This window comes from Actinomadura monticuli (assembly GCF_041463655.1).
GTDB lineage: Bacteria > Actinomycetota > Actinomycetes > Streptosporangiales > Streptosporangiaceae > Spirillospora > Spirillospora monticuli.
Map to the genome: position 1 here is coordinate 395,538 of NZ_JAXCEI010000007.1, position 20,645 is coordinate 416,182.

Genomic DNA, 20,645 nt, shown 5'->3' on the forward strand with positions numbered 1-20,645 from the left:
TCTAACGGGTGGTGCAGACCCAGGTGACCGTCCGGCCGCCGCCCGCGTTGGACAGCGCGTTCCGCTGGGCCGCGGCCCGCGTGGAGCCGTGGCCGCCCCAGTACCTGTTGGTCCTGGAGTTGTAGGCGACCGCGCCGCAGCCGTTGACGAACGTCGTCAGGACCTTGCAGCTCCCCGAGCATTCGTTCAGCGCGCGCCGCTTGGCGGCGGACATCGAGTCGTAGTCCCAGGCCTTGCCGATCGCGCCGTTGCTTCCCACGGCGATGGCCCCGTAGTTCATCTGCGGCGGTGCGTACGTGGTCTGCGGCGCGGACGGTGTCGGGAAGGTCGGCGGGCTGTAGCTGTACGTGGGCGGGGTCGGCAGGTCCAGGTCCGTCGTCGGCGTCGCGGCCAGCGGCCTGATCGGCGGGTCGTCGTCGGAGTCGCCCCCCGCCAGGAGGAAGACGCCGCCACCGAGCAGCACCATGAAGGCCGTGACGGCCACGATGACGATGACCATGGCGTTGCCGCCGCCCGGCGGCCGGGACCCGGGCGGGCCGGGCGGAGGCACGAAGCCGGGCGGCGGGCCGCCGTGCGGCGGTCGCGGTGGTGGTTGCACTGGGAGCCCCCGAAGACGTTGATTTGCGGAAGATCATAGCGATTTCCCACCAGATGGGGAGGGGACGTCGATAAATCGGGCACCAGCCGGCGGGTACTCGCGGTTCTGGTCGCCCTTTTCGCGCGCGGCGGTGCGCGACCTCCGGACCGGCTTACGATGTGGGGTATGGCTGAGACCGTCCGACCGTTCATGCCCGCCGGCGGGACGCCGCGCGAGCCCGCCGAGACGCGCGAGCCGGCCGGGCCCGGCCAGGAGCCGCTGTGGCGCGAGGCGCTCGGCGAGTGCCTGCGCCGCCTGCGCACCGAGCGCGGCGAGATCCTGGCCGAGACCGCGCGCCGCGCCGGGGTCTCGCCCCAGTACCTCTCCGAGATGGAGCGCGGGGTGAAGGAGCCGTCCAGCGAGATGATCGCCGCGGTCGCCGGCGCCCTGGAGGTGACGCTCGGCGACCTGGCGCTCGCCGTCGCGACGGGCCTGCTGAGCCCGCCGTCCGCGGCGCGGCCGGCCGGCCCCACCGCCTACGCGCTGGCCGCGTAGCGGTCACACGGGGATCGGCCGGCGCTCCTCGATCACGTGGTCGATGAGGCCGTAGTCCAGTGCCGCGCTCGCGGTGAACACCCGGTCGCGGTCGGTGTCGGCGCGCAGCGTCGCGGTGTCCTGCCCGGTGTGCCGGGCCAGGATGCCCTCGATGTCGGCGCGGACGCGGACGACCTCGTCGGCCTGCAGGATCAGGTCGGGGATCGTGCCGCGGCTCTGCCCCGTCGGCTGGTGCAGGACCACGCGGGTGTGGGGGAGCGCGGCGCGCTTGCCGGGAGCGCCGGCGGCCAGGAGCACGGCGCCGACGGCGACGGCCTGCCCCACGCACGTGGTCGCCACCTGCGGGCGGATGAAGCGCAGGGTGTCGTACACGGCGAGCATCGCGCTCGGGTCGCCGCCCTCGCAGTTGATGTACAGCTGGATGTCGACGTCCGGGGCGTCGGCCTCCAGGTGCAGCAGCTGCGCGACGAGGGCGTTGGCGACGCCCGCGTCGATGGCGGTGCCGAGGTAGATGATCCGCTCGGTGAGCAGGTGCGAGTAGACGTCCATGATGCGTTCGCCGCGCGGGTGCCGCGCGATCACGTTCGGGATCGTGTAGGTGCTCATCGGGAGGATCCTCCGGAGGGGACGCCGAGCCCGGCGGGACGGCGGGCGGCGGGCATGATCTCGTCCAGCGTGGTGACGATCGAGTCGATGAACCCGTAGTCGAGCGCCTCCCGGGCCGTGTACCAGCGGTCGTGCAGCGAGTCCTCGAAGATCCGCTCCAGCGGCTGGCCGGTGTCCTCGGCGATGAGCCCGAGGACGGTGTCGCGCGTGTGGCGCAGGTCGTTGGCCTGCAACTCGATGTCGACGGCGGCGCCCGCGATGCCCGCGGAGCCCTGGTGCATCAGCACGCGGGCGTGCGGCATGGCGCGGCGCTTGCCGGGGGTCCCCGACGACAGCAGGAACTGGCCGGCGCTGTAGGCGACGCCGAGCACCAGCGTGGACACGTCGCACGGGACGAGCCGCATGACGTCGCGGATCGCGAGCATCGACGGCACCGACCCGCCGTGGGAGTGGATCCACAGCGCGATGTCGGCCGACGCGTCCTCGCGCGCCAGCGTGATCAGCTGCGTCGCCAGCAGGGTGCCGTTGTCGTCGTCGAGCGTGCCGTCGAGGACAAGGACGCGCTCGTGGTACAGCTCGCGCCGCACTCGTTCGTTGAACAACGGGATCTTCTGTTCCTCGCTCATGCGTCCACTCTGCGTCGGCGCGCGCACCGGGCGGAGCCTTATCCGCCCACGGCGGATCCGCCCACAGCAGCGCGGTCACGCCCCCCGCGCGCGGTTCGGCGGGCGGCCGGTGAGCCGGGTCGTCAGGGACGCCGCCGTCGCGCGCACGCGGGCGGCGAGGTCCGGCCACGTCTCCGGCGGGTGGTCGTCGCGGCGGAACGTCACCGTGATGGCGGCGGTCGGATGGCCGGTGTGGTCGAAGGCGCAGGCGGCGATGCTGGCGAACCCCTCGGTGATGTGGCCGTCCTCCGCGGACCAGCCCCGCCGGGCGTCGTCGGCCAGGACGCGGCGCAGCTCGCGCAGGGACGCGGCGCCCCTGCCGGTGCGGTTCACGAAGCGGCCGGGGAACAGGGCGCGCACCTGGGCGGGGGGCAGGTGCGCGAGCAGGGAGAGGCCGCTGGCGGTGAGGTGGGCCGGCATGCGGACGCCCACGTCGGTGACGAGCGCGGCGTGCCGGGGCGGCTGCTCCTTCAGGAGGTAGAGGGTCTCGGCGCCGTGCAGGACGCCGAGCTGCGCTATCTCGCCGACCTGGTCGACCAGCCGGCGCAGGAGCGGGCGGGCGAGCCGTTCCAGGGGCTCGTGCCGCAGGTAGGCGGAGCCGATCTCGAAGGCCGCCACGCCCAGCCCCCAGCGGCGCTCCTCCGGGAGGCAGGTGACGAAGCCGTCCTCCGCCATCGCGGCGAGCAGATGGTAGGTGCTGGAGCGGGGGAGGTCCAGCGCGCGGGCGATGGCGGACGCGGGCAGCGGGCCGGGCGCGGCCGCCAGCAGGCGCAGCACCGCCAGGGCGCGGCGGGCGGCGGGGACCTGGGCCATGGGCGCATTGTCTCGTATCCGAGACACCGGGCGCCGTCCGGGGGTGGGGCGGGCGGCGGCGAACGGGTCCAATGGTGGGTATGGGTGTTCCTATGGTTGAGGTCGGGCCGGAGGCGCTGACGTTCACGCAGGTCGTCGCCGTCGCACGCGAGGGCGCTCCGGTCGGGCTGACCGACGAGGCGCTGAAGCTGATCGGGGAGGCGCGGGCGCACATCGAGGAGCTGTCGGCCCGCCCCACGCCCGTGTACGGGGTGTCGACCGGGTTCGGCGCGCTCGCGACGCGGCACATCCCCGCGGAGATGCGGGACCAGTTGCAGCTCAACATCGTCCGGTCGCACGCGGCCGGGTCGGGGCCCGAGGTCGAGCGGGAGGTCGTCCGCGCGCTGATGCTGCTCAGGCTGCGGACGCTGGCCACCGGGCGCACGGGCGTCCAGCCCACGACGGCCCGGACGCTCGCGGCGCTGCTCAACGCCGGGATCACCCCGCAGGTCTTCGAGTACGGCAGCCTCGGCTGCTCCGGCGACCTCGCGCCGCTCGCCCACGTCGCGCTCGCGCTGATCGGCGAAGGGTCGGTCCGGGACGCGGACGGCGAGCTGAGGCCCGCCGCGGAGGCGCTGGACGCGGCCGGGATCGCGCCGGTCAAGCTCGCCGCCAAGGAGGGCCTCGCCCTCCTGAACGGGACGGACGGCATGCTCGGCATGCTCGTCCTCGCCGTCGACGACCTGCGGAACCTGCTCAGGGCGGCCGACGTCGCCGCCGCGATGACCGTCGAGGCGCTGCTCGGGACGGACCGCGTCTTCGCCGCCGACCTGCAGGCGCTCCGGCCCCACCCCGGGCAGGCCGCGAGCGCCGCCAACCTGCGGGCGCTGCTCGCCGCGTCCGACATCATGGAGTCGCATCGCGGACCCGACTGCACCCGCGTCCAGGACGCCTACTCGCTGCGCTGCGCGCCGCAGGTGAACGGCGCGGCGCGCGACACGCTCCAGCACGCGGAGACGGTCGCGGAGCGGGAACTCGCGTCGGCCATCGACAATCCCGTGGTGCTGCCGGACGGGCGGGTCGAGTCGAACGGCAACTTCCACGGGGCGCCCGTCGCCTACGTGCTCGACTTCCTCGCGGTGCCCACGGCCGACGTCGCGTCCATGTCCGAGCGGCGCACCGACCGGATGCTCGACAAGGGCCGCTCCTACGGCCTGCCCGCCTTCCTCGCCGACGACCCCGGCGTCGACTCCGGGCACATGATCGCCCAGTACACGCAGGCCGGGATCGTGTCGGAGCTGAAGAGGCTCGCGGCCCCGGCGAGCGCCGACTCCATTCCGAGCTCGGCCATGCAGGAGGACCACGTCTCGATGGGGTGGAACGCGGCCCGGAAGCTGCGCAGGGCGGTGGACGGGCTGGCCCAGGTGATCGCCATCGAGATCCTCACCGCCGCGCGGGCCCTCGACCTGCGCACCCCGCTGCGTCCCGGCCCGGCGACCGGCGCCGTCGTCGCGCGGCTGCGCGAGGCCGTCCCGCCGCCCGGTCCGGACCGCTACCTCGCCCCCGAGATCGCCGCCGCCACCGCGCTGGTGCGGGACGGTTCGCTGGTCGCCGCCGCCGAGGCCGTCACCGGCCCGCTGTCGTAAGGAGACCGACATGTCAGGACCCCGTCCCGTCCGCGCGCCGCGCGGCACCGCGCTGACCGCCAAGGGCTGGCCGCAGGAGGCCGCCCTGCGCATGATCCAGAACAACCTTGACCCCGAGGTCGCCGAGCACCCCGACGAGCTGGTCGTCTACGGCGGCTCCGGCAAGGCCGCCCGGAACTGGGCCGCCTTCGACGGCATCGTCCGCTCCCTGGCGGACCTGGAGGGGGACGAGACGCTGCTCGTCCAGTCCGGCAAGCCGGTCGGGATCTTCCGGACGCACGAGTGGGCGCCCCGCGTCCTCATCGCGAACTCCAACCTCGTCCCGCAGTGGGCGACCTGGGAGGAGTTCCGCCGGCTGGAGTCGCTCGGCCTGACGATGTTCGGGCAGATGACCGCCGGGTCGTGGATCTACATCGGCACGCAGGGCATCCTGCAGGGCACCTACGAGACGTTCGCCGCCGTCGCCGAGAAGCGGTTCGACGGCACCCTCGCCGGGACGGTCACGCTGACCGCCGGGCTCGGCGGGATGGGCGGCGCGCAGCCCCTCGCCGTCACGATGAACGGCGGCGTCGCGATCTGCGTCGAGTGCGACCCGTCCCGCATCGAGCGGCGCGTCGCGCACCGGTACTGCGACGTCGCGGCCGACTCGCTGGACGAGGCGCTGCGCCTCGCCGAGGAGGCGAGGGCGGCGCGGCGCCCGCTGTCGATCGCCGTGCTCGGCAACGCCGCCGACCTCGTCCCCGAGCTGCTGCGGCGCGACGCGCCGATCGACATCGTCACCGACCAGACCAGCGCGCACGACCCGCTGATGTACCTGCCGAGCGGCGTCGCGTTCGAGGACATGGCCGCCGAACGCGCGAAGGACCGCGACGGCTTCATCGCCAGGGCCCGCACGTCCATGGCCGCGCACGTCCAGGCGATGGTCGGGTTCCAGGACGCGGGCGCCGAGGTCTTCGACTACGGGAACTCCATCCGCGGTGAGGCGCAGCTCGCCGGCTACGCGCGCGCGTTCGAGTTCCCCGGGTTCGTGCCCGCCTACATCCGGCCGCTCTTCTGCGAGGGCAAGGGGCCGTTCCGGTGGGCGGCGCTCTCCGGCGACCCGAAGGACATCGCCCGCACCGACAGGGCGATCCTCGACCTGTTCCCCGACAACGAGCCGCTCACCCGCTGGATCCGGATGGCGGGGGAGAAGGTCCACTTCCAGGGCCTGCCGTCCCGCATCTGCTGGCTCGGCTACGGCGAGCGCGACAGGGCCGGCGAGGCGTTCAACGACCTCGTCGCGCGCGGCGAGATCAGCGCGCCGATCGTGCTCGGCCGCGACCACCTCGACTGCGGCTCCGTCGCCAGCCCGTACCGGGAGACCGAGGGCATGAAGGACGGATCGGACGCGATCGCCGACTGGCCGCTGCTGAACGCCATGCTCAACACCGCGTCCGGCGCGACCTGGGTGTCCATCCACCACGGCGGCGGGGTCGGGATCGGCCGGTCCATCCACGCGGGCCAGGTCTGCGTCGCGGACGGGACGGCCCTCGCCGGCGAGAAGCTCCGGCGCGTCCTGACCAACGACCCCGGCACCGGCGTCATGCGGCACGTCGACGCCGGATACGAGCGCGCGGAGGAGGTCGCGCGGGAGCGCGGCGTCCGTATCCCGATGCGTTGAGCTGCGGCGTGTTGTTGTTTTGGCGGCGCGGATAACAACGACTCGCCGCAGGTGAACGGAGGCAAGGTGGGCTTTGAGGAGATGTGGGCGGCGCTGCTGCCGGTGGGGAGGGACGACGCCACGGGCGGCTACCACCGGTTCGCGTGGACGGCGCCCGAACTGGAGTGCCGTGCCTGGTTCCTGGACGAGGCGCGCCGCCGCGACCTCGCCGTCGAGCACGACGCCAACGGCAACATGTTCGCCTGGTGGTTCCCGGAGGACGGGACGCGGGACGGCGCCGTCCTGACCGGCAGCCACCTCGACTCCGTCCCCGGCGGGGGAGCGTACGACGGGCCGCTCGGCATCGTGTCCGCGTTCGCGGCGATCGACGGGCTCCGGGAGCGGGGCCTCCGGCCGGCGCGGCCCATCGGGATCGGCGCGTTCGCCGAGGAGGAGGGCGCCCGGTTCGGCGTGGCCTGCCTGGGGTCGCGCCTGCTCTGCGGGGCGATCGACCCGGCGCGGGCGCGGGCGCTGACCGACGGCGGCGGCCGCACGTTCGCCGAGGTCATGCACAACGCCGGACTCGACCCCGAGGCCATCGGCCCGGACGACGACCTCCTCGGACGCATCGGCTGCTACATCGAACTCCACGTCGAACAGGGGCGGGCCCTGGAGCAGCCCGTCGGAATCGCCGGTTCGATCGTCCCGCACGGCCGGTGGCGGTTCGGGTTCACCGGCGAGGGCAACCACGCCGGCACGACCGCCCTCGCCGACCGGCGCGACCCCATGCTGCCGTTCGCCCGCATGGTCATCGCCGCCCGCGAGGCCGCAGAACGCAACGGGACCGTCGCGACGGTCGGGAAGGTGGACGTCGTGCCAGGCGGGGTGAACGCGATCGCCTCGTCCGTCACCGCCTGGCTGGACGCCCGCGGCCCGGCCGGCGACGCCGTCCGCCGGACCGTGCGCGAGATCGACGAGGCCGCCCGCGTCGCCGCGCGCCCCCACCGGGTCGGCGTCGACCTCGCCGAGGAGTCCTACACCGAGAGCGTCGGCTTCGACCGCGCCCTCCGCGACCGGGTCGGCGCGACGCTGGGCGGCCCGCCCGTCCTGCCGACCGGCGCCGGACACGACGCGGGCGTCCTGTCCGCCCGGGTGCCCGCCGCGATGCTGTTCGTCCGGAACCCGACCGGGGTCTCGCACGCGCCCGCCGAGTTCGCCGAACCGGCCGACTGCCTGGCCGGCGTGGAAGCCCTCACCGCGGTACTGGACGACCTGGCGCGCGGGTAGGGGTTCCGGTATGCAGTGGCATGCCCAGTTCGCCTGGCTCGGAGACGGTGTGGCGGCCGATGTGCTCATCGAGGCCGACGGCGAGCGGATCACCGGGATCGCGGCCGGCGTCCCCCGCCCCCCGGCCGCCCAGCACCTGCCCGGACTGACGCTCCCCGGCCTCGCCGACGCCCACTCCCACGCCTTCCACCGCGCCCTCCGCTCCCGCGTCCAGGCGCACTCCGGCACGTTCTGGACGTGGCGGGAGCAGATGTACACGGTCGCCGACCGGCTCGGCCCCGACTCCTACCGCGCCCTCGCCACGGCCGTGTTCGCCGAGATGGCCCTCGCCGGGATCAGCTGCGTCGGCGAGTTCCACTACCTGCACCACCGGCCCGGCGGCGCGCCCTACGCCGACCCCAACGCGATGGGCGAGGCGCTGATCGCCGCCGCGTCCGACGCCGGCATCCGGATCACCCTCCTCGACGCCTGCTACCTCACCGGCGGCATCGGCCGCCCCCTGAAGGGCTCGCAGCTCCGCTTCGGCGACGGCACCGCCGGCAACTGGGCGCGCCGCGTCGACACCCTCTACGAGCAGACGGACAAGGCGGGCCGCCTGCACGCCCGCGTCGGCGCCGCCATCCACTCCGTCCGCGCCGTGCCCCGCGAGCAGCTCCGCGCCGTCGCGTCCTGGGCGAAGGAGCACCGCGCGCCGCTGCACGTCCACCTGTCCGAGCAGCCCGCCGAGAACGAGGCGTGCCTGGACGCCTACGGCATGACCCCGACCCGGCTGCTCGCCGAGGCGGGCGCGCTCGGCGCGCTCACCACCGCCGTCCACGCCACGCACCTCACCGACGAGGACATCGGCCTCCTCGGGACGACCATGACCGGCGTGTGCATGTGCCCGACGACCGAACGGGACCTCGCCGACGGGATCGGCCCCGCGCGCGCTTTGGCCAACGCCGGCTCCCCGATCTGCCTCGGCTCCGACCAGCACGCCGTCATCGACCTGTTCGAAGAGGCCCGCGCCGTCGAGCTGAACGAACGCCTCCGCACCCGCGCCCGCGGCCACTGGACGGCCGGGGAACTGCTCGCCGCCGCCACGTCCAACGGCCACTACGGGCTCGGCTGGCCCGAGGCGGGGCGCCTGGAACCCGGCGCGTACGCCGACCTGGTCACCGTCGACCTCGGCTCCGTCCGCACCGCCGGCGCCGGGCCCGGCCACGCCGCCGAGGCCGCCGTGTTCGCCGCCACCTCCGCCGACGTCCGGCACGTCGTCGTCTCCGGCCGCCCGATCGTCCACGACGGCCGCCACCTGCTCGTCGACGACGTCCCCGCCGCCCTCACCCGAGCCGTCACCGCCGAGGAGCCCGATTGAGCACGGTCATCACGAACATCGGGGAGCTCGTCACCAACGACCCCGCCGTCGGCGACGGCCTCGGCATCGTCCGCGACGCGGCCCTCGTGATGGACGGCGGCACCGTCGCCTGGACGGGCCCGGCCTCGGCCGCCCCCGCCGCCGACGCGTCGTTCGACGCCGCCGGACGGGCCGTCCTCCCCGGCTTCGTGGACTCCCACGCCCACCTGGTCTTCGCCGGCGAGCGCGCCGAGGAGTTCGCCGCCCGCATGAGCGGCCGGAAGTACGCCGCGGGCGGCATCCGGACCACCGTCGAACGCACCCGCGCGGCGTCCGACGACGACCTCCGCGCGAACCTGCGCCGCCTCATCGACGAGATGGCGCGCCAGGGGACCACGACCGTCGAATGCAAATCGGGCTACGGGCTCACGGTCGACCAAGAGGAACGCGCCGTCCGCATCGCCGCCGAACTCGCGGACGAGGTCACCTACCTCGGCGCCCACGTCGTCCCCGCCGGCTGGGACGCCGCCGCCTACACGCACCTGGCCGCGACCGAGATGCTGTCCGCCTGCGCCCCGCACGCCCGCTGGGTGGACGTCTTCTGCGAGGAAGGCGCGTTCGACCCGGACCAGACCCGCGAGATCCTGCAAGCGGGCATGAAGGCGGGCCTGAGCCCCCGCCTGCACGCGAACCAGCTCACCCAGGGCCCCGCCGTACGACTCGCCGTCGAACTGGACGCCGCGTCCGCCGACCACTGCACGTTCCTGAGCGACGCCGACGTGGACGCCCTGGCCTCGTCCCGGACGGTGGCGACCCTCCTGCCCGGCGTCGAGTTCTCCACCCGCCAGCCCTACCCCGACGCCCGCCGCCTCCTGGACGCCGGCGCCACCGTCGCCCTGGCGACCGACTGCAACCCGGGCTCCTGCTACAGCTCCAGCATGGCGTTCTGCGTCGCCGTCGCCGTCCGCGACATGCGCATGACCCCGGCCGAGGCCGTCTGGTCCGCCACCGCCGGCGGTGCCCGCGCCCTCCGCCGCACCGACGTGGGCCGCCTCGCCCCCGGCGCCCGCGCGGACGTCCACGTCCTGGACGCCCCGTCCCACATTCACCTGGCCTACCGGCCCGGCGTCCCCCAGACCGCCGCCGTATGGAAGGCCGGTTGCCGGGTTTGAGGATCAGGCGGGCAGCGCGACCTCAAGGTCCTGCCACCCGATCTGTATCTCGAACGGAGTCGTGAGGCTGAGCGCCCATATATCCCGGTCTCGATGGGTGATCCCGATCCTGGAATAGGATGCATCCGTGCCCACCAGGGCGTAGTGCTCAAGAATGGTCGCGCCGCGTTCGTCGAATTGAACGATCAGGTAATGTGGTATGAGGGCTTTGGCGTATTCGCCCATTTTGTGAATCCGGTCGCGGGACTGCGACCAGCGTGAGATCACCTCGGCGACCAGTACCGCATCCGCTGCTTCGAGCGTCTCGAACTGCGCGCGGCAGTGGTGCACGATCGCATCGGGCTTGCGTACGGTCAGCGGGACGTCCCACAGCCGGACGGGCACCTCGGTGTTGATCTCGTAGCATGGTGCGGTGCCGCCGGAGTGCGCGGCCCTGTACTTGAGCACCGCCGCCTCGAGAGCGTTGGCGAGGCGGAACGCGGTCTTCTGGTGCGGGCGGTCGCGCGGTTCGCGAGCGACCAGATGCCCCTCGACCACCTCGCTGTCCCGCCGTACATCCTCGTCGAGTTCGAGATACTCCTCGAGCGACATGAGGCTTTGCTGCTGGAAGTCCATTTCACTCATCGTCATGTCGCCATCATCGTCGTCCGGCACGTGACCCGTCCTCCAGATAACGGCGGTTGACTCTTATTAAGGGTTTCTCGTCCCGGGTCGTGTAGTCCATCGTGAGGACCTCGGCCACGAAAAGGGTGTGGTCGCCGGCTTCTATGGTTTGGCGGGTTTCGCATTCTAGGGCTGAAATGCCCGTTTCAGGGATCAGGGCGTCGGACCGCACGCCGCGATGATGGCGTTCGGCGGCCAGGAGGATGCGGGCGCTGGGACGCCCCTCCGCGGCGAAGCGGCCGGCCAGGGCCCGCTGGGGCGACGACAGGATCGTCGCGGCCCAGCGGGGGCGGCGGTTCAGGACCTCGCAGAGATAGGACGAGGTCGCCACGCTCGCCACGACCATGGGCGGCTCCAGGGAGACGGACATGAACGAGGTCACCGTGGTGCCGAGGTCGTCGCGGCCGTCGCGGACGGTCAGCACGACCACGCCCGTGGCGAAGCCCGCGACGGCCTCGGTGAAGTCGGCGTTCAGCGGATCTCCCAGTTGCCCGGGAGGGTGAGCGGCCCGGCCGCGGGCAGGCCCAGCCGGGCGGCGAGGCCGCCGAGCGAGCCCCACGCGTCGAAGCGGGCGGACGCGGCGGTGCGGTCCTCGCTGGACTCCGGCGGGCGGAGCCGCTCCAGCGGCGAGGAGTGCGGGTAGGCGCGGATCGGCGCGTCGGCGGCGAGGCCGGCCTTCTTGCGCGCCAGGTCCAGGGCCGTGTCGATGCCGCCCAGCTCGTCGACGAGGCCGCGCTCGCGCGCGTCCGCGCCCGTCCAGACGCGGCCCCGGGCCAGTTCGTGGACGCGTTCGCGGGACAGGTCGCGGCCCTCGGCGACCTTCGAGGTGAAGTCGTCGTAGATCCGGTCGAGGGACGCGTTGACGCGCTCCCACTCGGAGTCGCTGAAGTCCTTGGTGGCGCTGAGCATGCGGGCGTGGTCGCCGTCGGCGACGGCGCCGAGGCCGATGCCGACGCGGTCCAGCAGGCCGCTCACCACGGCCTTGCCGACGACGACGCCGATCGAGCCGGTCAGCGTGCCGGGCTGCGCGACGATCGTGTCCGCGGCCATCGACACGTAGTAGCCGCCGGACGCGGCGACGTTGCCCATGGAGACGATCACCGGCTTGCCGGCGCGGCGCGCGAGGACGACCTCGCGCCAGATCGCGTCGGACGCGACCGCCGAGCCGCCGGGGCTGTTCACGCGGAACACGATGGCCTTGACGCGGTCGTCCTTCACGGCGGCGCGGAACGCCGCGCCGATCGTGTCGGAGCCCATCGCGGGGCCGGAGTTCGGCAGCGGCCCGCCGCGCCCGCTGCGGCCGAGCCGGATCGGGCCCTGCCCGTTGATCAGCGCGATGACGTCCTGCCTGCCGGGCTGCGGGAGCCGGCCGGCGATGCCGTGCGCGCGGTTGTAGCGGGAGACGTAGCGTAGCTGCGCCTCCGCGCCGAACCGCTCGCGCAGGCCGGCGTAGACCTCGTCGCGGTAGGCGAGGCCGTCGACGAGGTTCTCCTCCAGGGCCTCGTCGGCGAGGAAGGGGCCGCGGTCGACGAGCGTGCGGACCTTCTCCTCGGGCAGGCCGCGGGAGGCGGCGATCCCGGCGGTGATCTGCTCGCCGAGCGAGGCGACGAGCCGCTTGGACGACTCCTCGTGCTCGGGCGTGTAGGTCTTCTCCATGAACGTGTTCGCCATGGTCTTGTACTCGTACCGCTTGGCGAACCGCGGCTGGATGCCCGCCTTCTCCAGGGCGCCGGCGAAGAACGGCTCCTCGATCGCGACGCCGGTCAGCCCCACCTCGCCCGTCGGCTGGAGGTACACCTTGTCGAAGGCGGTGGCCAGGTAGAACGGCACAGTGCCGCGGCCGCCCTCGCCGTAGGTCTCGGCCCACGCGACGGTGAGCTTGCCGGCGTCCCGCAGCGCCTGGACGGCCTCGCGCAGCTCCTGGGCGAGCGCCAGCCCGATCCCGCCGGTGACCTTCACGACGAGGGCGCGCACCCGGCTGTCGGAGCGGGCGCGGCGCAACCCGTCCAGGACGTCCCGCAGGTTCGTCCGGCGCATGGAGAGGATCGCCGAGATCGGGTCGGACGGCGCGGTCTCCACGATGCCCTCGGTGAGGTCCAGTTCGAGGATCAGCGGGGCCGTCCGCCGGTCGCGGGCCTGTTTGAACACGTTGACGACTGTGCCGGGATCCACCATGGCACCAGACTATGCGCTCGCCCGCGGCCCCTCCCGGCCCCGCGCCGCGTCCCGCGCCGGGGCGCCGGTCAGCGCGCGAACGCCTTGTTCGGGATCACGCTCGCGGACGCCTGCGCCATCGGACGCCCGCCGGCGTCGGTGATCAGCGCGTTGGAGACCATGCGGGTGCCGCCCGGGTGCAGGCAGGTCCCGGTGACGGTGTAGGTCTCCCCGGACCGGACGCCGCGCAGGTAGTCGACGTTCAGGTTGAGTGTGAGCATCGGCATGAAGCGGTCGCACGTGCTGCTCGCCGCCAGGCAGACCGCGTTGTCGAGGATCATCGCGATGTAGCCGCCGTGGACGGTGCCGCCGGGGTTGCAGAGCTTGTCCTCGGGCGACCACGCGATCTCGATCCGGCCGGCCGCGGCGGACGAGACGGCCTGCCCGATGTAGTCGCTGATGTCGGAGAACTCCGGCATCCGCTTGTCGATCATCGCCTGGATGAACTCGGCGCCCGACAGCGTGTTCCACAGGTCGGCGGCCTCCCGGTGGAAGGCCTCCGCGCTCGCGTCGACGCTCAACTCGCACTCCCTGGTCACAGTGATCCTAGAATGTTATTCGGTATTCAGCGCGGCGGCACTGTGCCGTTCATCACCGGTGTCCGGCGCTATCGTCGGACGCATGGGAGACGGCGACGGCTGGGCCGGCTGCGGGCAGGGCCACACGCACTGGGGACGGTTCGGCGCCGCGGGCCTGCTGGCCTACCACCGCGACGCGGACGGCCAGGTGTGGATCCTCCTGCAGCAGCGCGCCTGGTGGGGGATCGGCGGCGGGACGTGGGGCATGTTCGGCGGCGCGCTGCACAGCCACGAGGACGCCGTCACGGGCGCGCTGCGCGAGACCGCCGAGGAGTGCACGCTCGACACCGGCGCGGTGAACGTGCACGGCACCAGCGTCGAGGACCACGGCGGCTGGTCGTTCACGTCCGTGATGGGGACGCTGCCGGCGCGCGTCCCCGTCGACCCCGCGTCCAGGGAGACGCGCAGAGCCGAATGGGTGCGCATGGAGGAGGTCACCGACCGCAAGCTGTTCGCGCCGTTCGAGCGGTCGTGGCCCCGCCTGCAGGCCGTGATGAAGGGGCTCGTCCTCGTCGTGGACGCGGCGAACGTCGTGGGCGCCCGCGCCGACGGCTGGTGGAGGGACCGCGCGGGCGCGAACGCGCGCCTCCGCGACGACCTCAAGGCCCTGGGCGGCGGGGTGCGGGGGCTGCCCGCCGGCGTCGTCCCGTTCGACGACTGCTTCCCCGAGGTCGTCATGGTCGTGGAGGGCGCGGCGCGGCCGGTCGCGGACGAGCCGTCCGACGGCGTGCGGGTCGTGGCGGCGCCCGGCAGCGGCGACGACCAGATCGTCGATCTCGTCGCGACGGCCGCGCCCGACACCGCGCACCTGGTGGTCACGGCCGACCGCGAGCTGCGCGCCCGCTGCGAGGCGGCCGGCGCCGCCGTCACCGGCCCGCGCTGGCTCCTCGAACGCCTCTAGACCCGCCTCAACCCGCCGCCTGGACCCGCCGGCCGGATCGCAACCGGCTAGACCTCGACGCGGTGGCCCGCGTCGCGCAGCGCGGCCGTCGCGTCCTTCAGCCGGTGCTCGGGCACGAGGACGAGGTCGGCGTGATACGTGGACGCGACGAAGACGGACACCCCGGCTTCCGCGAGCGGCCCCACGAGCGCGGCGAGCATGCCGGGCACGTCGAGGCCGTGGCCCGCATCGCCGTAGAAGCCGACCCAGCGCTCGACCTCGGCGAACGGGGACGCGTCCCGCACGACGGTGAGGCCCTCGGGGGCGCGCACCAGCGCGACCCACTCGTCGTCCTCGGGGAACGTCGCGTTCGGCAGGTGCTCGACCACGAACTGGCCGGGGACGATGTGGAGGCGCTGCATGCGCCCCACCCTATTCACCCAGGCGCTCCTATTCGGGCACCAGCCACACCGCGCCGAGCGGCGGGACGCGCAGCACCGCGGAGGCGGGCAGGCCGTGGCACGGCTCCCCGGTCGCCTCGACCCGGCCCATGTTGCCGACGCCGCTGCCGCCGTACTCGAAGGCGTCGGTGTTGATCACCTCGCGCCAGCCGCCGGCGCGCGGCAGGCCCAGCCGGTAGCCCTCGTGCGGGTTGCCGGCGAAGTTGACGACGCACGCGGCGACCGGCGGCTCACCGCCGTCCCGGGGCGTCCCGTAGCGCAGGTAGGAGAGGGTGTTGCCGCCCGCGTCGTTGCCGTCGATCCAGCGGAACCCCTCGTGGTCGCTGTCGCGCGTCCACAGCGCGGGCTCGGCCCGGTAGGCGCGGTTCAGCTCGCGGACGAGGCGCTGCAGCCCGAGATGGTTGGCGCCCTCGGCCGCGTTCTCCAGCAGCCACCAGTCGAGCGGGCGCTCCTCCGCCCATTCGGCGCCCTGCCCGAACTCCTGCCCCATGAACAGCAGCTGCTTGCCGGGATGCGACCACATGTAGGCGAGCAGGGCGCGCAGCCCCGCGAACTGCTGCCAGGCGTCGCCCGGCATCTTGCTCAGCAGCGACCCCTTGCCGTGGACGACCTCGTCGTGCGACAGCGGCAGGACGTAGTTCTCCGAGAACGCGTACACCAGCGAGAACGTGATCTCGTTGTGGTGGTAGTGCCGGAACACGGGCTCGTGGCGCAGGTATTCGAGCGTGTCGTGCATCCAGCCCATGTTCCATTTGAACCCGAACCCGAGCCCGCCGAGATGGGTCGGACGCGACACCCCCGGCCACGCCGTCGACTCCTCCGCGATCGTCACGATGCCCGGGTTGCGCTTGTAGACCGTCGCGTTCATCTCCTGGAGGAAGGAGATGGCCTCCAGGTTCTCCCGGCCGCCGTAGATGTTCGGCGACCACTCGCCCTCGTTGCGGGAGTAGTCGAGGTACAGCATCGACGCCACGGCGTCCACGCGCAGGCCGTCGATGTGGAACTCCTCCAGCCAGAACGACGCGTTCGCCACGAGGAAGTTGCGGACCTCGGCGCGCCCGAAGTTGAACACGAGCGTCCCCCAGTCGGGGTGCTCGCCGCGCGCCGGATCGTCGTGCTCGTACAGGGCGGTGCCGTCGAACCGGGCCAGCGCCCACTCGTCCTTGGGGAAGTGGGCCGGCACCCAGTCCATGATGACGCCGATACCGGCCTGGTGGAGGCGGTCGATGAGGTGGCGGAAGTCGTCCGGGTTCCCGAACCGCGCCGTGGGCGCGTAGTAGGACGTCACCTGGTAGCCCCAGGACGGGCCGTACGGGTGCTCGGTGACCGGCAGCAGCTCCACATGCGTGAAACCCATGTCGCGCACGTAGTCGACGAGTTCCTCGGCCAGCTCCTTGTAGCCCAGCCCAGGACGCCACGACCCGAGATGCACCTCGTACGCGCTCATGGGTTCGTGCAGCCAGTCATGGTCCTTGCGGCCGTCCATCCACGCGCCGTCGGCCCACTCGTAGGACGAGGTGAACACGCGCGACGCCGTCGCCGGGGGACGCTCGGTGAACTGCGCCATCGGGTCGGCCTTGGTGCGCCACACGCCGTCCGCGCCGAGGATCTCGTACTTGTAGCACATGCCGTCGCCGACGCCCGGGACGAACAGCTCCCAGATCCCGGACGAGCCGAGTGACCGCATCGGATGGGCGCGGCCGTCCCAGTGGTTGAAGTCGCCGACCACGCGCACCCCGCGCGCCGTCGGCGCCCACACGGCGAAGCCCGTCCCGTGCACGGTGCCGAACGCGGACGCGTAGGAGCGGGTCCGCGCGCCGAGCGCCCGCCACAGCTCCTCGTGCCGTCCCTCGCCGATCAGGTGCAGGTCGAGTTCGCCGAGCGTCGGCAGGTGCCGGTAGGAGTCGTCCTGGATCGACTCGACGCCGTCCCCGTAGGTGACGGCGAGCCGGTAGTCGGGCACCGCCAGCGGCGCCTCCTCCGCGTCGCCGCCCGCGAGGGACGCCCCCGCCGGCAGCGTGCCCGCGAACAGGCCCTGGTGGAAGTGGCGGAGTGCGTGCCGGTCCCCGTTCGGGAGCACGACCTCGACCTTCTCCGCGAGCGGGCGCAGTGCCCGCACCGTCACGCCGTCCCGTCCCGGATGCGCCCCGAGGACGCCGTGCGGATCGTGGTGGTCGCCGCCGACGAGCCGGTCGATCTCCGCGCGCGTCACCCGTGCCATGACCTCATGGCCTCCCGTCACTGAGTTTTCATCCCAGTAGAGGTGCCCCGAGAAGCGGCGGTCTCACATCACGGGCGGACCTGTTTCCGCGAGCTTGACGTTCAAGATCGAGTTCGTCGACCGAAGGTGCCGGGTGCCGGCTGGTGGGCGGGCGGACGGGTTGCGACCGCACGGGCGGCTCGACTCTTCGTCGTGGGGTCGCGCCGAATGGCGCCGTCCGTGCGGCCACGTCTACCTCGCCCCAGGGGTGACAGTGACCCCGCCGCCCTGGGCTCCACTCCTGTGTCACCTGAGCGACACAGGTACCTGCCGTACCGGAGCGCCCCGGCCCGGTCCGCCCCCGCTCGCGGACCGGGCCGCGCCGTTCCCCATGGCGTCCGGTCATCCGTCCTCGCGTCCTCCGCGGGTCTGTTCGACGAGGAGCCGGCGGAGCCCCGCGGAGTCGTCCGCCGCCACCGTCATCGCACATCCCGCCTGGAGTTGGGCGTCGGTCAGGTCGCCGCTGCGCGTCGCGTACCAGCGTCCCGCGTCGCTGCGCCACACCTGCCAGCCCGAGAACTCTCCCTCGATGGCCGCCTTCAAGGCGTCGAAGTCGCCCATCAAGGTTGTCCCTTCCCCGAGGCCGTTCTTCTGTATACAAAAGTCTTACTCGGTCCAAGAGGTGTCAAGCTGTCCGTAAGCGGACCGTGCCCTCGCGGATAGCGCGTGGAAGGAAGGATCGAACGCCGGATCGAACATCGTTCGAACGCGGTATACCAGTTGGGAGGTGACGCCGGTGCCGGACCGTCCCGCCTACCTGCGCATCGCCGACACGCTGCGGGAGGGCATCCGGGACGGCAGCCTTCCGCCGGGACGGCGGCTGCCGACCATCGCGGAGCTGTGCGAGGTCCACGGCGTCTCGGAGATCGTCGTCCGGCAGGCGGTGGCGCTGCTGCGCGGGGAGGGGCTCGTCGAGACCCGCCGCGGCGGCGGCACGCTCGTCAAGGTCGTCCCCCCGGCGCGGCGGGTCGCGATGGACCGCTACCGGGCGGTGACCCGGCCGCTGGCCGTCCCCGAGACCACCTTCACCCGCGACCAGAAGATCACCTGGGAGGAGTACCGGCTGGACCGGGAGTTCACCCGGGTGCGGGCGGACGACGAGCTGGGCGGGCTGTTCGAGCTGCCGCCCGGCACCGAGCTGCTGCGCCGCCGGTTCGTCTTCTACGCGCGCGGCGAACCGCAGCAGATCTCCGTCAACTACCTGCCGTGGGACCTCGTCGGCGACACCCCCGTGTCCGACCCGGCACGCGAGCCGTGGCCCGGCGGGACGCTCGCGCAGCTGGCCTATCTCGGCCATCCGCCGGTCCGGGTGGAGGAGGCCGTCCGGTCCCGCATGCCGACCCCCGAGGAGGCGGAGACCCTGCGGATGAGCGGCGGCGTGCCGGTGCTCGGCATCACCCGCCGGATGCTGGCGGGCGACGGCGTGATGGAGGTCTGCCGCGAGATCGTGCTGCCCGCCGACCGGGTCGTCCTCGACTACTCGATCGACCTGTGAGCGGGCGCGCGGCGGGTCAGCCCGCGAGGCGGGCGAGGGAGCGCAGCGGGACGGGCAGCCACGACGGCCGGTTCCGCGCCTCGTACCGGACCTCGTAGACGGCCTTGTCGAACTCGAACGCCCGCACCAGCGCCGCGTGCGCGGCCGGATCGGGCCCGCCGGCCGCCGCGTAGCCGTCGCAGAACGCGGCCCGGTTCCGCTCCGCCCACGCCTGGGCGCGCAGCTCCAGCGCGTCGGTGGTGCCCTCGGGCAGGCCGCCGTCCCGCACGAGCAGGAACCGCGCCGCGTACTCGAAGGAGCGCAGCATCCCGGCGACGTCCCGCAGCGGGTGCGCGAGGGCGCGGCGCTCGGCGGGGGGCCGGGCCGGCTCGCCCTCGAAGTCGAGCAGCATCCAGCCCGAGTCGGTGCGCATGACCTGCCCGAGGTGGTAGTCGCCGTGGACGCGCTGGAACGGCAGCGCCGCGGCCCCGGCCGAGACCTGGTCGAACACCTCGCGGATCGCGTGCGCGTGCGGGCGCAGCTCGGGGACGGCGGCGGTGACCTGGTCGAGCTGCACGTTCATCGCGTACACGATGTCGCGCAGCACCTCGGGCGGCGTCTGCGTCACGCCGAACGCGGCGGCGAGGTCGCGGTGCACCCGCGCGGTGGCGGCGCCGAGCCGTTCGGCCTCGGCCGCGAAGTCGCCGCCGGCGGCTCCCGCGTCGTCGGCGGCGGACGCGGCGGCGGGGCCGGGCGACGAGGGCTGCGCGAACCAGTCGCGGACGCTGGTGAGGGCGAGCTGCCAGCCGTCCGTGCCGGTGCGCAGGTACTCCGACAGCAGCGCGAGCGTGACCGGCTCGCCGCCGTGCGTGCCGGGGTCCAGCTCGATCCAGCCGTGCACGGCGGGGATGTGCTCGCAGCCCTCGCGGGACAGCGCGAGGTTGACCTCCAGGTCGGGGTTGACGCCGGGGGACAGGCGCCGGAACAGCTTGCAGATGTAGGCGTCGTCGAAGATCAGCGAGGTGTTGCTCTGCTCGGCCGAGGTCGGCAGGCCCTCCAGGCCGGTGCGGACGCCGGTCCCGGGAGCGCGCCGGAAGCGCAGCGGCCCGACCACCGTCTCGTTCGCCATGAAGTCGAGCAGGACCGAGCTCAGCTCCGGGTCGTGGGCGGCGTCGTAGACGTGCCCGCTGATCGCGGGTTCGCCCGACGTCCGCCCGATCGCGCAGGACCGCAGCCGCTCGGGCAGCTCGCGGCGGACGCCGAGGAGGAGCTGGTAGTGGTCGGTGGCGCCGTTCTGGCGGACGTCGAGGACGAGGTGGTGGAGGGCGGGGTCGCCGGAGCGGAGTTCGGTGGCGGTGCCGATGGACAGCTCGTCGATCGGGACGTCCTTGCCGCCGAACCAGCGCTGCCGCGGCAGCCAGTCGGACAGGAGCCGGACGAGGGAACGGTCGGGCGGCGGCACGGTCACATCACTCCTTCACCGGCTCGTTCTCCTCGGGCGACGGCGGAAGCAGGAACCAGTAGAAGCCGTGCCCGGGGAGCGTCAGCAGGTAGGGCAGTTCGCCGATGGCGGGGAACTGGACGCCGCCCATGCATTCGATCGGAGCGGAGCCCCGGAACCGCCGCAGGTCCAATTCCACCGGCTGCGGGAAACGGGACAGGTTGTTCACGCACAGGACGGTGTCCATTCCGCCCCATTGATTGGCGTCCCCGCCGTTGATCTCGCGGGTGAAGGCGAGGACGGAGGGGTTGGAGGCGGAGAGTTCGACGTAGGATCCGACGCCGAAGACGGGGTGGCGTTGGCGGATCTCGATCATTTTGCGGGTCCAGTGCAGGAGGG

General features: G+C 73.2%; 21 protein-coding genes. 8 read left to right on the plus strand and 13 right to left on the minus strand.

Features of this window, described 5'->3' with window-relative positions; translation table 11 throughout:
• Position 1 precedes the first annotated feature (1 nt).
• Positions 2-598 carry a DUF4189 domain-containing protein gene (locus tag SM611_RS18880; protein ID WP_371950998.1) on the minus strand — a complete coding sequence of 199 codons (597 nt, stop codon included), beginning with the start codon at positions 596-598 and terminating at the stop codon, positions 2-4.
• A gap of 165 nt (positions 599-763) precedes the next feature.
• On the opposite strand from SM611_RS18880, the gene SM611_RS18885 reads away from it, so the two are divergent.
• On the plus strand, positions 764-1,132 hold the full coding sequence (locus SM611_RS18885; RefSeq protein ID WP_371950999.1) for a helix-turn-helix domain-containing protein: 369 nt from the start codon (positions 764-766) through the stop codon (positions 1,130-1,132).
• A 3-nt stretch (positions 1,133-1,135) separates the two neighbouring features.
• Here the strand turns inward: SM611_RS18885 and SM611_RS18890 are convergent, their stop codons facing one another.
• From SM611_RS18890 to SM611_RS18900, 3 genes are all read right to left on the minus strand, one after another.
• Positions 1,136-1,738, minus strand: a complete 603-nt coding sequence (locus SM611_RS18890) for a ClpP family protease (protein ID WP_371951000.1) — start codon at positions 1,736-1,738, stop codon at positions 1,136-1,138.
• Positions 1,735-2,364, minus strand: a complete 630-nt coding sequence (locus tag SM611_RS18895; RefSeq protein WP_371951001.1) for a ClpP family protease — start codon at positions 2,362-2,364, stop codon at positions 1,735-1,737. Before SM611_RS18895 ends, SM611_RS18890 begins: the two co-directional genes overlap by 4 nt.
• A gap of 75 nt (positions 2,365-2,439) precedes the next feature.
• Positions 2,440-3,216: an IclR family transcriptional regulator gene (locus tag SM611_RS18900; RefSeq protein WP_371951002.1), complete on the minus strand. Its 777-nt coding sequence runs from the start codon at positions 3,214-3,216 to the stop codon at positions 2,440-2,442.
• Positions 3,217-3,296: 80 nt separating this feature from the next.
• Between SM611_RS18900 and hutH the strand changes: the two genes are divergently transcribed.
• The 5 genes from hutH to hutI all read left to right on the plus strand — a co-directional run bounded on the left by hutH (position 3,297) and on the right by hutI (position 10,275).
• Positions 3,297-4,841 (plus strand): histidine ammonia-lyase, encoded by a 1,545-nt coding sequence (gene hutH, locus SM611_RS18905; protein WP_371951003.1) that lies wholly within the window; start codon positions 3,297-3,299, stop codon positions 4,839-4,841.
• Between the two features lie 10 nt (positions 4,842-4,851).
• Positions 4,852-6,501 carry a urocanate hydratase gene (gene hutU, locus SM611_RS18910; protein WP_371951004.1) on the plus strand — a complete coding sequence of 550 codons (1,650 nt, stop codon included), beginning with the start codon at positions 4,852-4,854 and terminating at the stop codon, positions 6,499-6,501.
• 66 nt (positions 6,502-6,567) lie between these two features.
• Positions 6,568-7,767 carry an allantoate amidohydrolase gene (locus tag SM611_RS18915; RefSeq protein WP_371951005.1) on the plus strand — a complete coding sequence of 400 codons (1,200 nt, stop codon included), beginning with the start codon at positions 6,568-6,570 and terminating at the stop codon, positions 7,765-7,767.
• Between the two features lie 10 nt (positions 7,768-7,777).
• A complete protein-coding gene (locus tag SM611_RS18920) occupies positions 7,778-9,124 on the plus strand; it encodes a formimidoylglutamate deiminase (RefSeq protein ID WP_371951007.1) in 1,347 nt (448 codons plus the stop codon).
• The gene (gene hutI / locus SM611_RS18925; RefSeq protein WP_371951008.1) at positions 9,121-10,275 is read left to right on the plus strand and encodes an imidazolonepropionase; all 1,155 of its coding nucleotides are present in this window, start codon (positions 9,121-9,123) and stop codon (positions 10,273-10,275) included. Before SM611_RS18920 ends, hutI begins: the two co-directional genes overlap by 4 nt.
• A gap of 3 nt (positions 10,276-10,278) precedes the next feature.
• Here the strand turns inward: hutI and SM611_RS18930 are convergent, their stop codons facing one another.
• The 4 genes from SM611_RS18930 to SM611_RS18945 all read right to left on the minus strand — a co-directional run bounded on the left by SM611_RS18930 (position 10,279) and on the right by SM611_RS18945 (position 13,673).
• Entirely contained in the window at positions 10,279-10,929 is a 651-nt protein-coding gene (locus tag SM611_RS18930) for a Uma2 family endonuclease (protein ID WP_371951009.1), read from the minus strand.
• Complete coding sequence (locus tag SM611_RS18935) at positions 10,913-11,425, minus strand: flavin reductase family protein (protein ID WP_371951046.1); 513 nt, start codon at positions 11,423-11,425, stop codon at positions 10,913-10,915. The genes SM611_RS18930 and SM611_RS18935 overlap by 17 nt, the downstream gene beginning before the upstream one ends.
• On the minus strand, positions 11,410-13,113 hold the full coding sequence (gene sppA / locus SM611_RS18940) for a signal peptide peptidase SppA (protein WP_371951011.1): 1,704 nt from the start codon (positions 13,111-13,113) through the stop codon (positions 11,410-11,412). The genes SM611_RS18935 and sppA overlap by 16 nt, the downstream gene beginning before the upstream one ends.
• A gap of 68 nt (positions 13,114-13,181) precedes the next feature.
• Complete coding sequence (locus SM611_RS18945; RefSeq protein WP_371951013.1) at positions 13,182-13,673, minus strand: PaaI family thioesterase; 492 nt, start codon at positions 13,671-13,673, stop codon at positions 13,182-13,184.
• A 100-nt stretch (positions 13,674-13,773) separates the two neighbouring features.
• Here SM611_RS18945 and SM611_RS18950 point away from each other — a divergent pair, with 100 nt between their 5' ends.
• Positions 13,774-14,631 carry an NUDIX domain-containing protein gene (locus SM611_RS18950; protein WP_371951014.1) on the plus strand — a complete coding sequence of 286 codons (858 nt, stop codon included), beginning with the start codon at positions 13,774-13,776 and terminating at the stop codon, positions 14,629-14,631.
• Between the two features lie 47 nt (positions 14,632-14,678).
• On the opposite strand, the gene SM611_RS18955 is transcribed toward SM611_RS18950, so the two are convergent.
• The 3 genes from SM611_RS18955 to SM611_RS18965 form a co-directional block, all read right to left on the minus strand.
• Positions 14,679-15,032 (minus strand): ACT domain-containing protein, encoded by a 354-nt coding sequence (locus tag SM611_RS18955; protein WP_371951016.1) that lies wholly within the window; start codon positions 15,030-15,032, stop codon positions 14,679-14,681.
• Between the two features lie 28 nt (positions 15,033-15,060).
• Complete coding sequence (gene glgB / locus SM611_RS18960) at positions 15,061-17,292, minus strand: 1,4-alpha-glucan branching protein GlgB (protein WP_371951017.1); 2,232 nt, start codon at positions 17,290-17,292, stop codon at positions 15,061-15,063.
• A 381-nt stretch (positions 17,293-17,673) separates the two neighbouring features.
• The gene (locus SM611_RS18965) at positions 17,674-17,892 is read right to left on the minus strand and encodes a hypothetical protein (protein WP_371951018.1); all 219 of its coding nucleotides are present in this window, start codon (positions 17,890-17,892) and stop codon (positions 17,674-17,676) included.
• Positions 17,893-18,067: 175 nt separating this feature from the next.
• Between SM611_RS18965 and SM611_RS18970 the strand changes: the two genes are divergently transcribed.
• Positions 18,068-18,826 carry a GntR family transcriptional regulator gene (locus tag SM611_RS18970; RefSeq protein WP_371951020.1) on the plus strand — a complete coding sequence of 253 codons (759 nt, stop codon included), beginning with the start codon at positions 18,068-18,070 and terminating at the stop codon, positions 18,824-18,826.
• 16 nt (positions 18,827-18,842) lie between these two features.
• Here SM611_RS18970 and SM611_RS18975 read toward each other — a convergent pair whose 3' ends face one another.
• Both SM611_RS18975 and SM611_RS18980 read right to left on the minus strand, forming a co-directional pair.
• Complete coding sequence (locus tag SM611_RS18975) at positions 18,843-20,273, minus strand: maltokinase N-terminal cap-like domain-containing protein (protein ID WP_371951021.1); 1,431 nt, start codon at positions 20,271-20,273, stop codon at positions 18,843-18,845.
• Between the two features lies 1 nt (position 20,274).
• The coding region (locus SM611_RS18980) for an alpha-glucosidase C-terminal domain-containing protein (protein WP_371951023.1) at positions 20,275-20,645 on the minus strand (371 nt) is incomplete at its 5' end.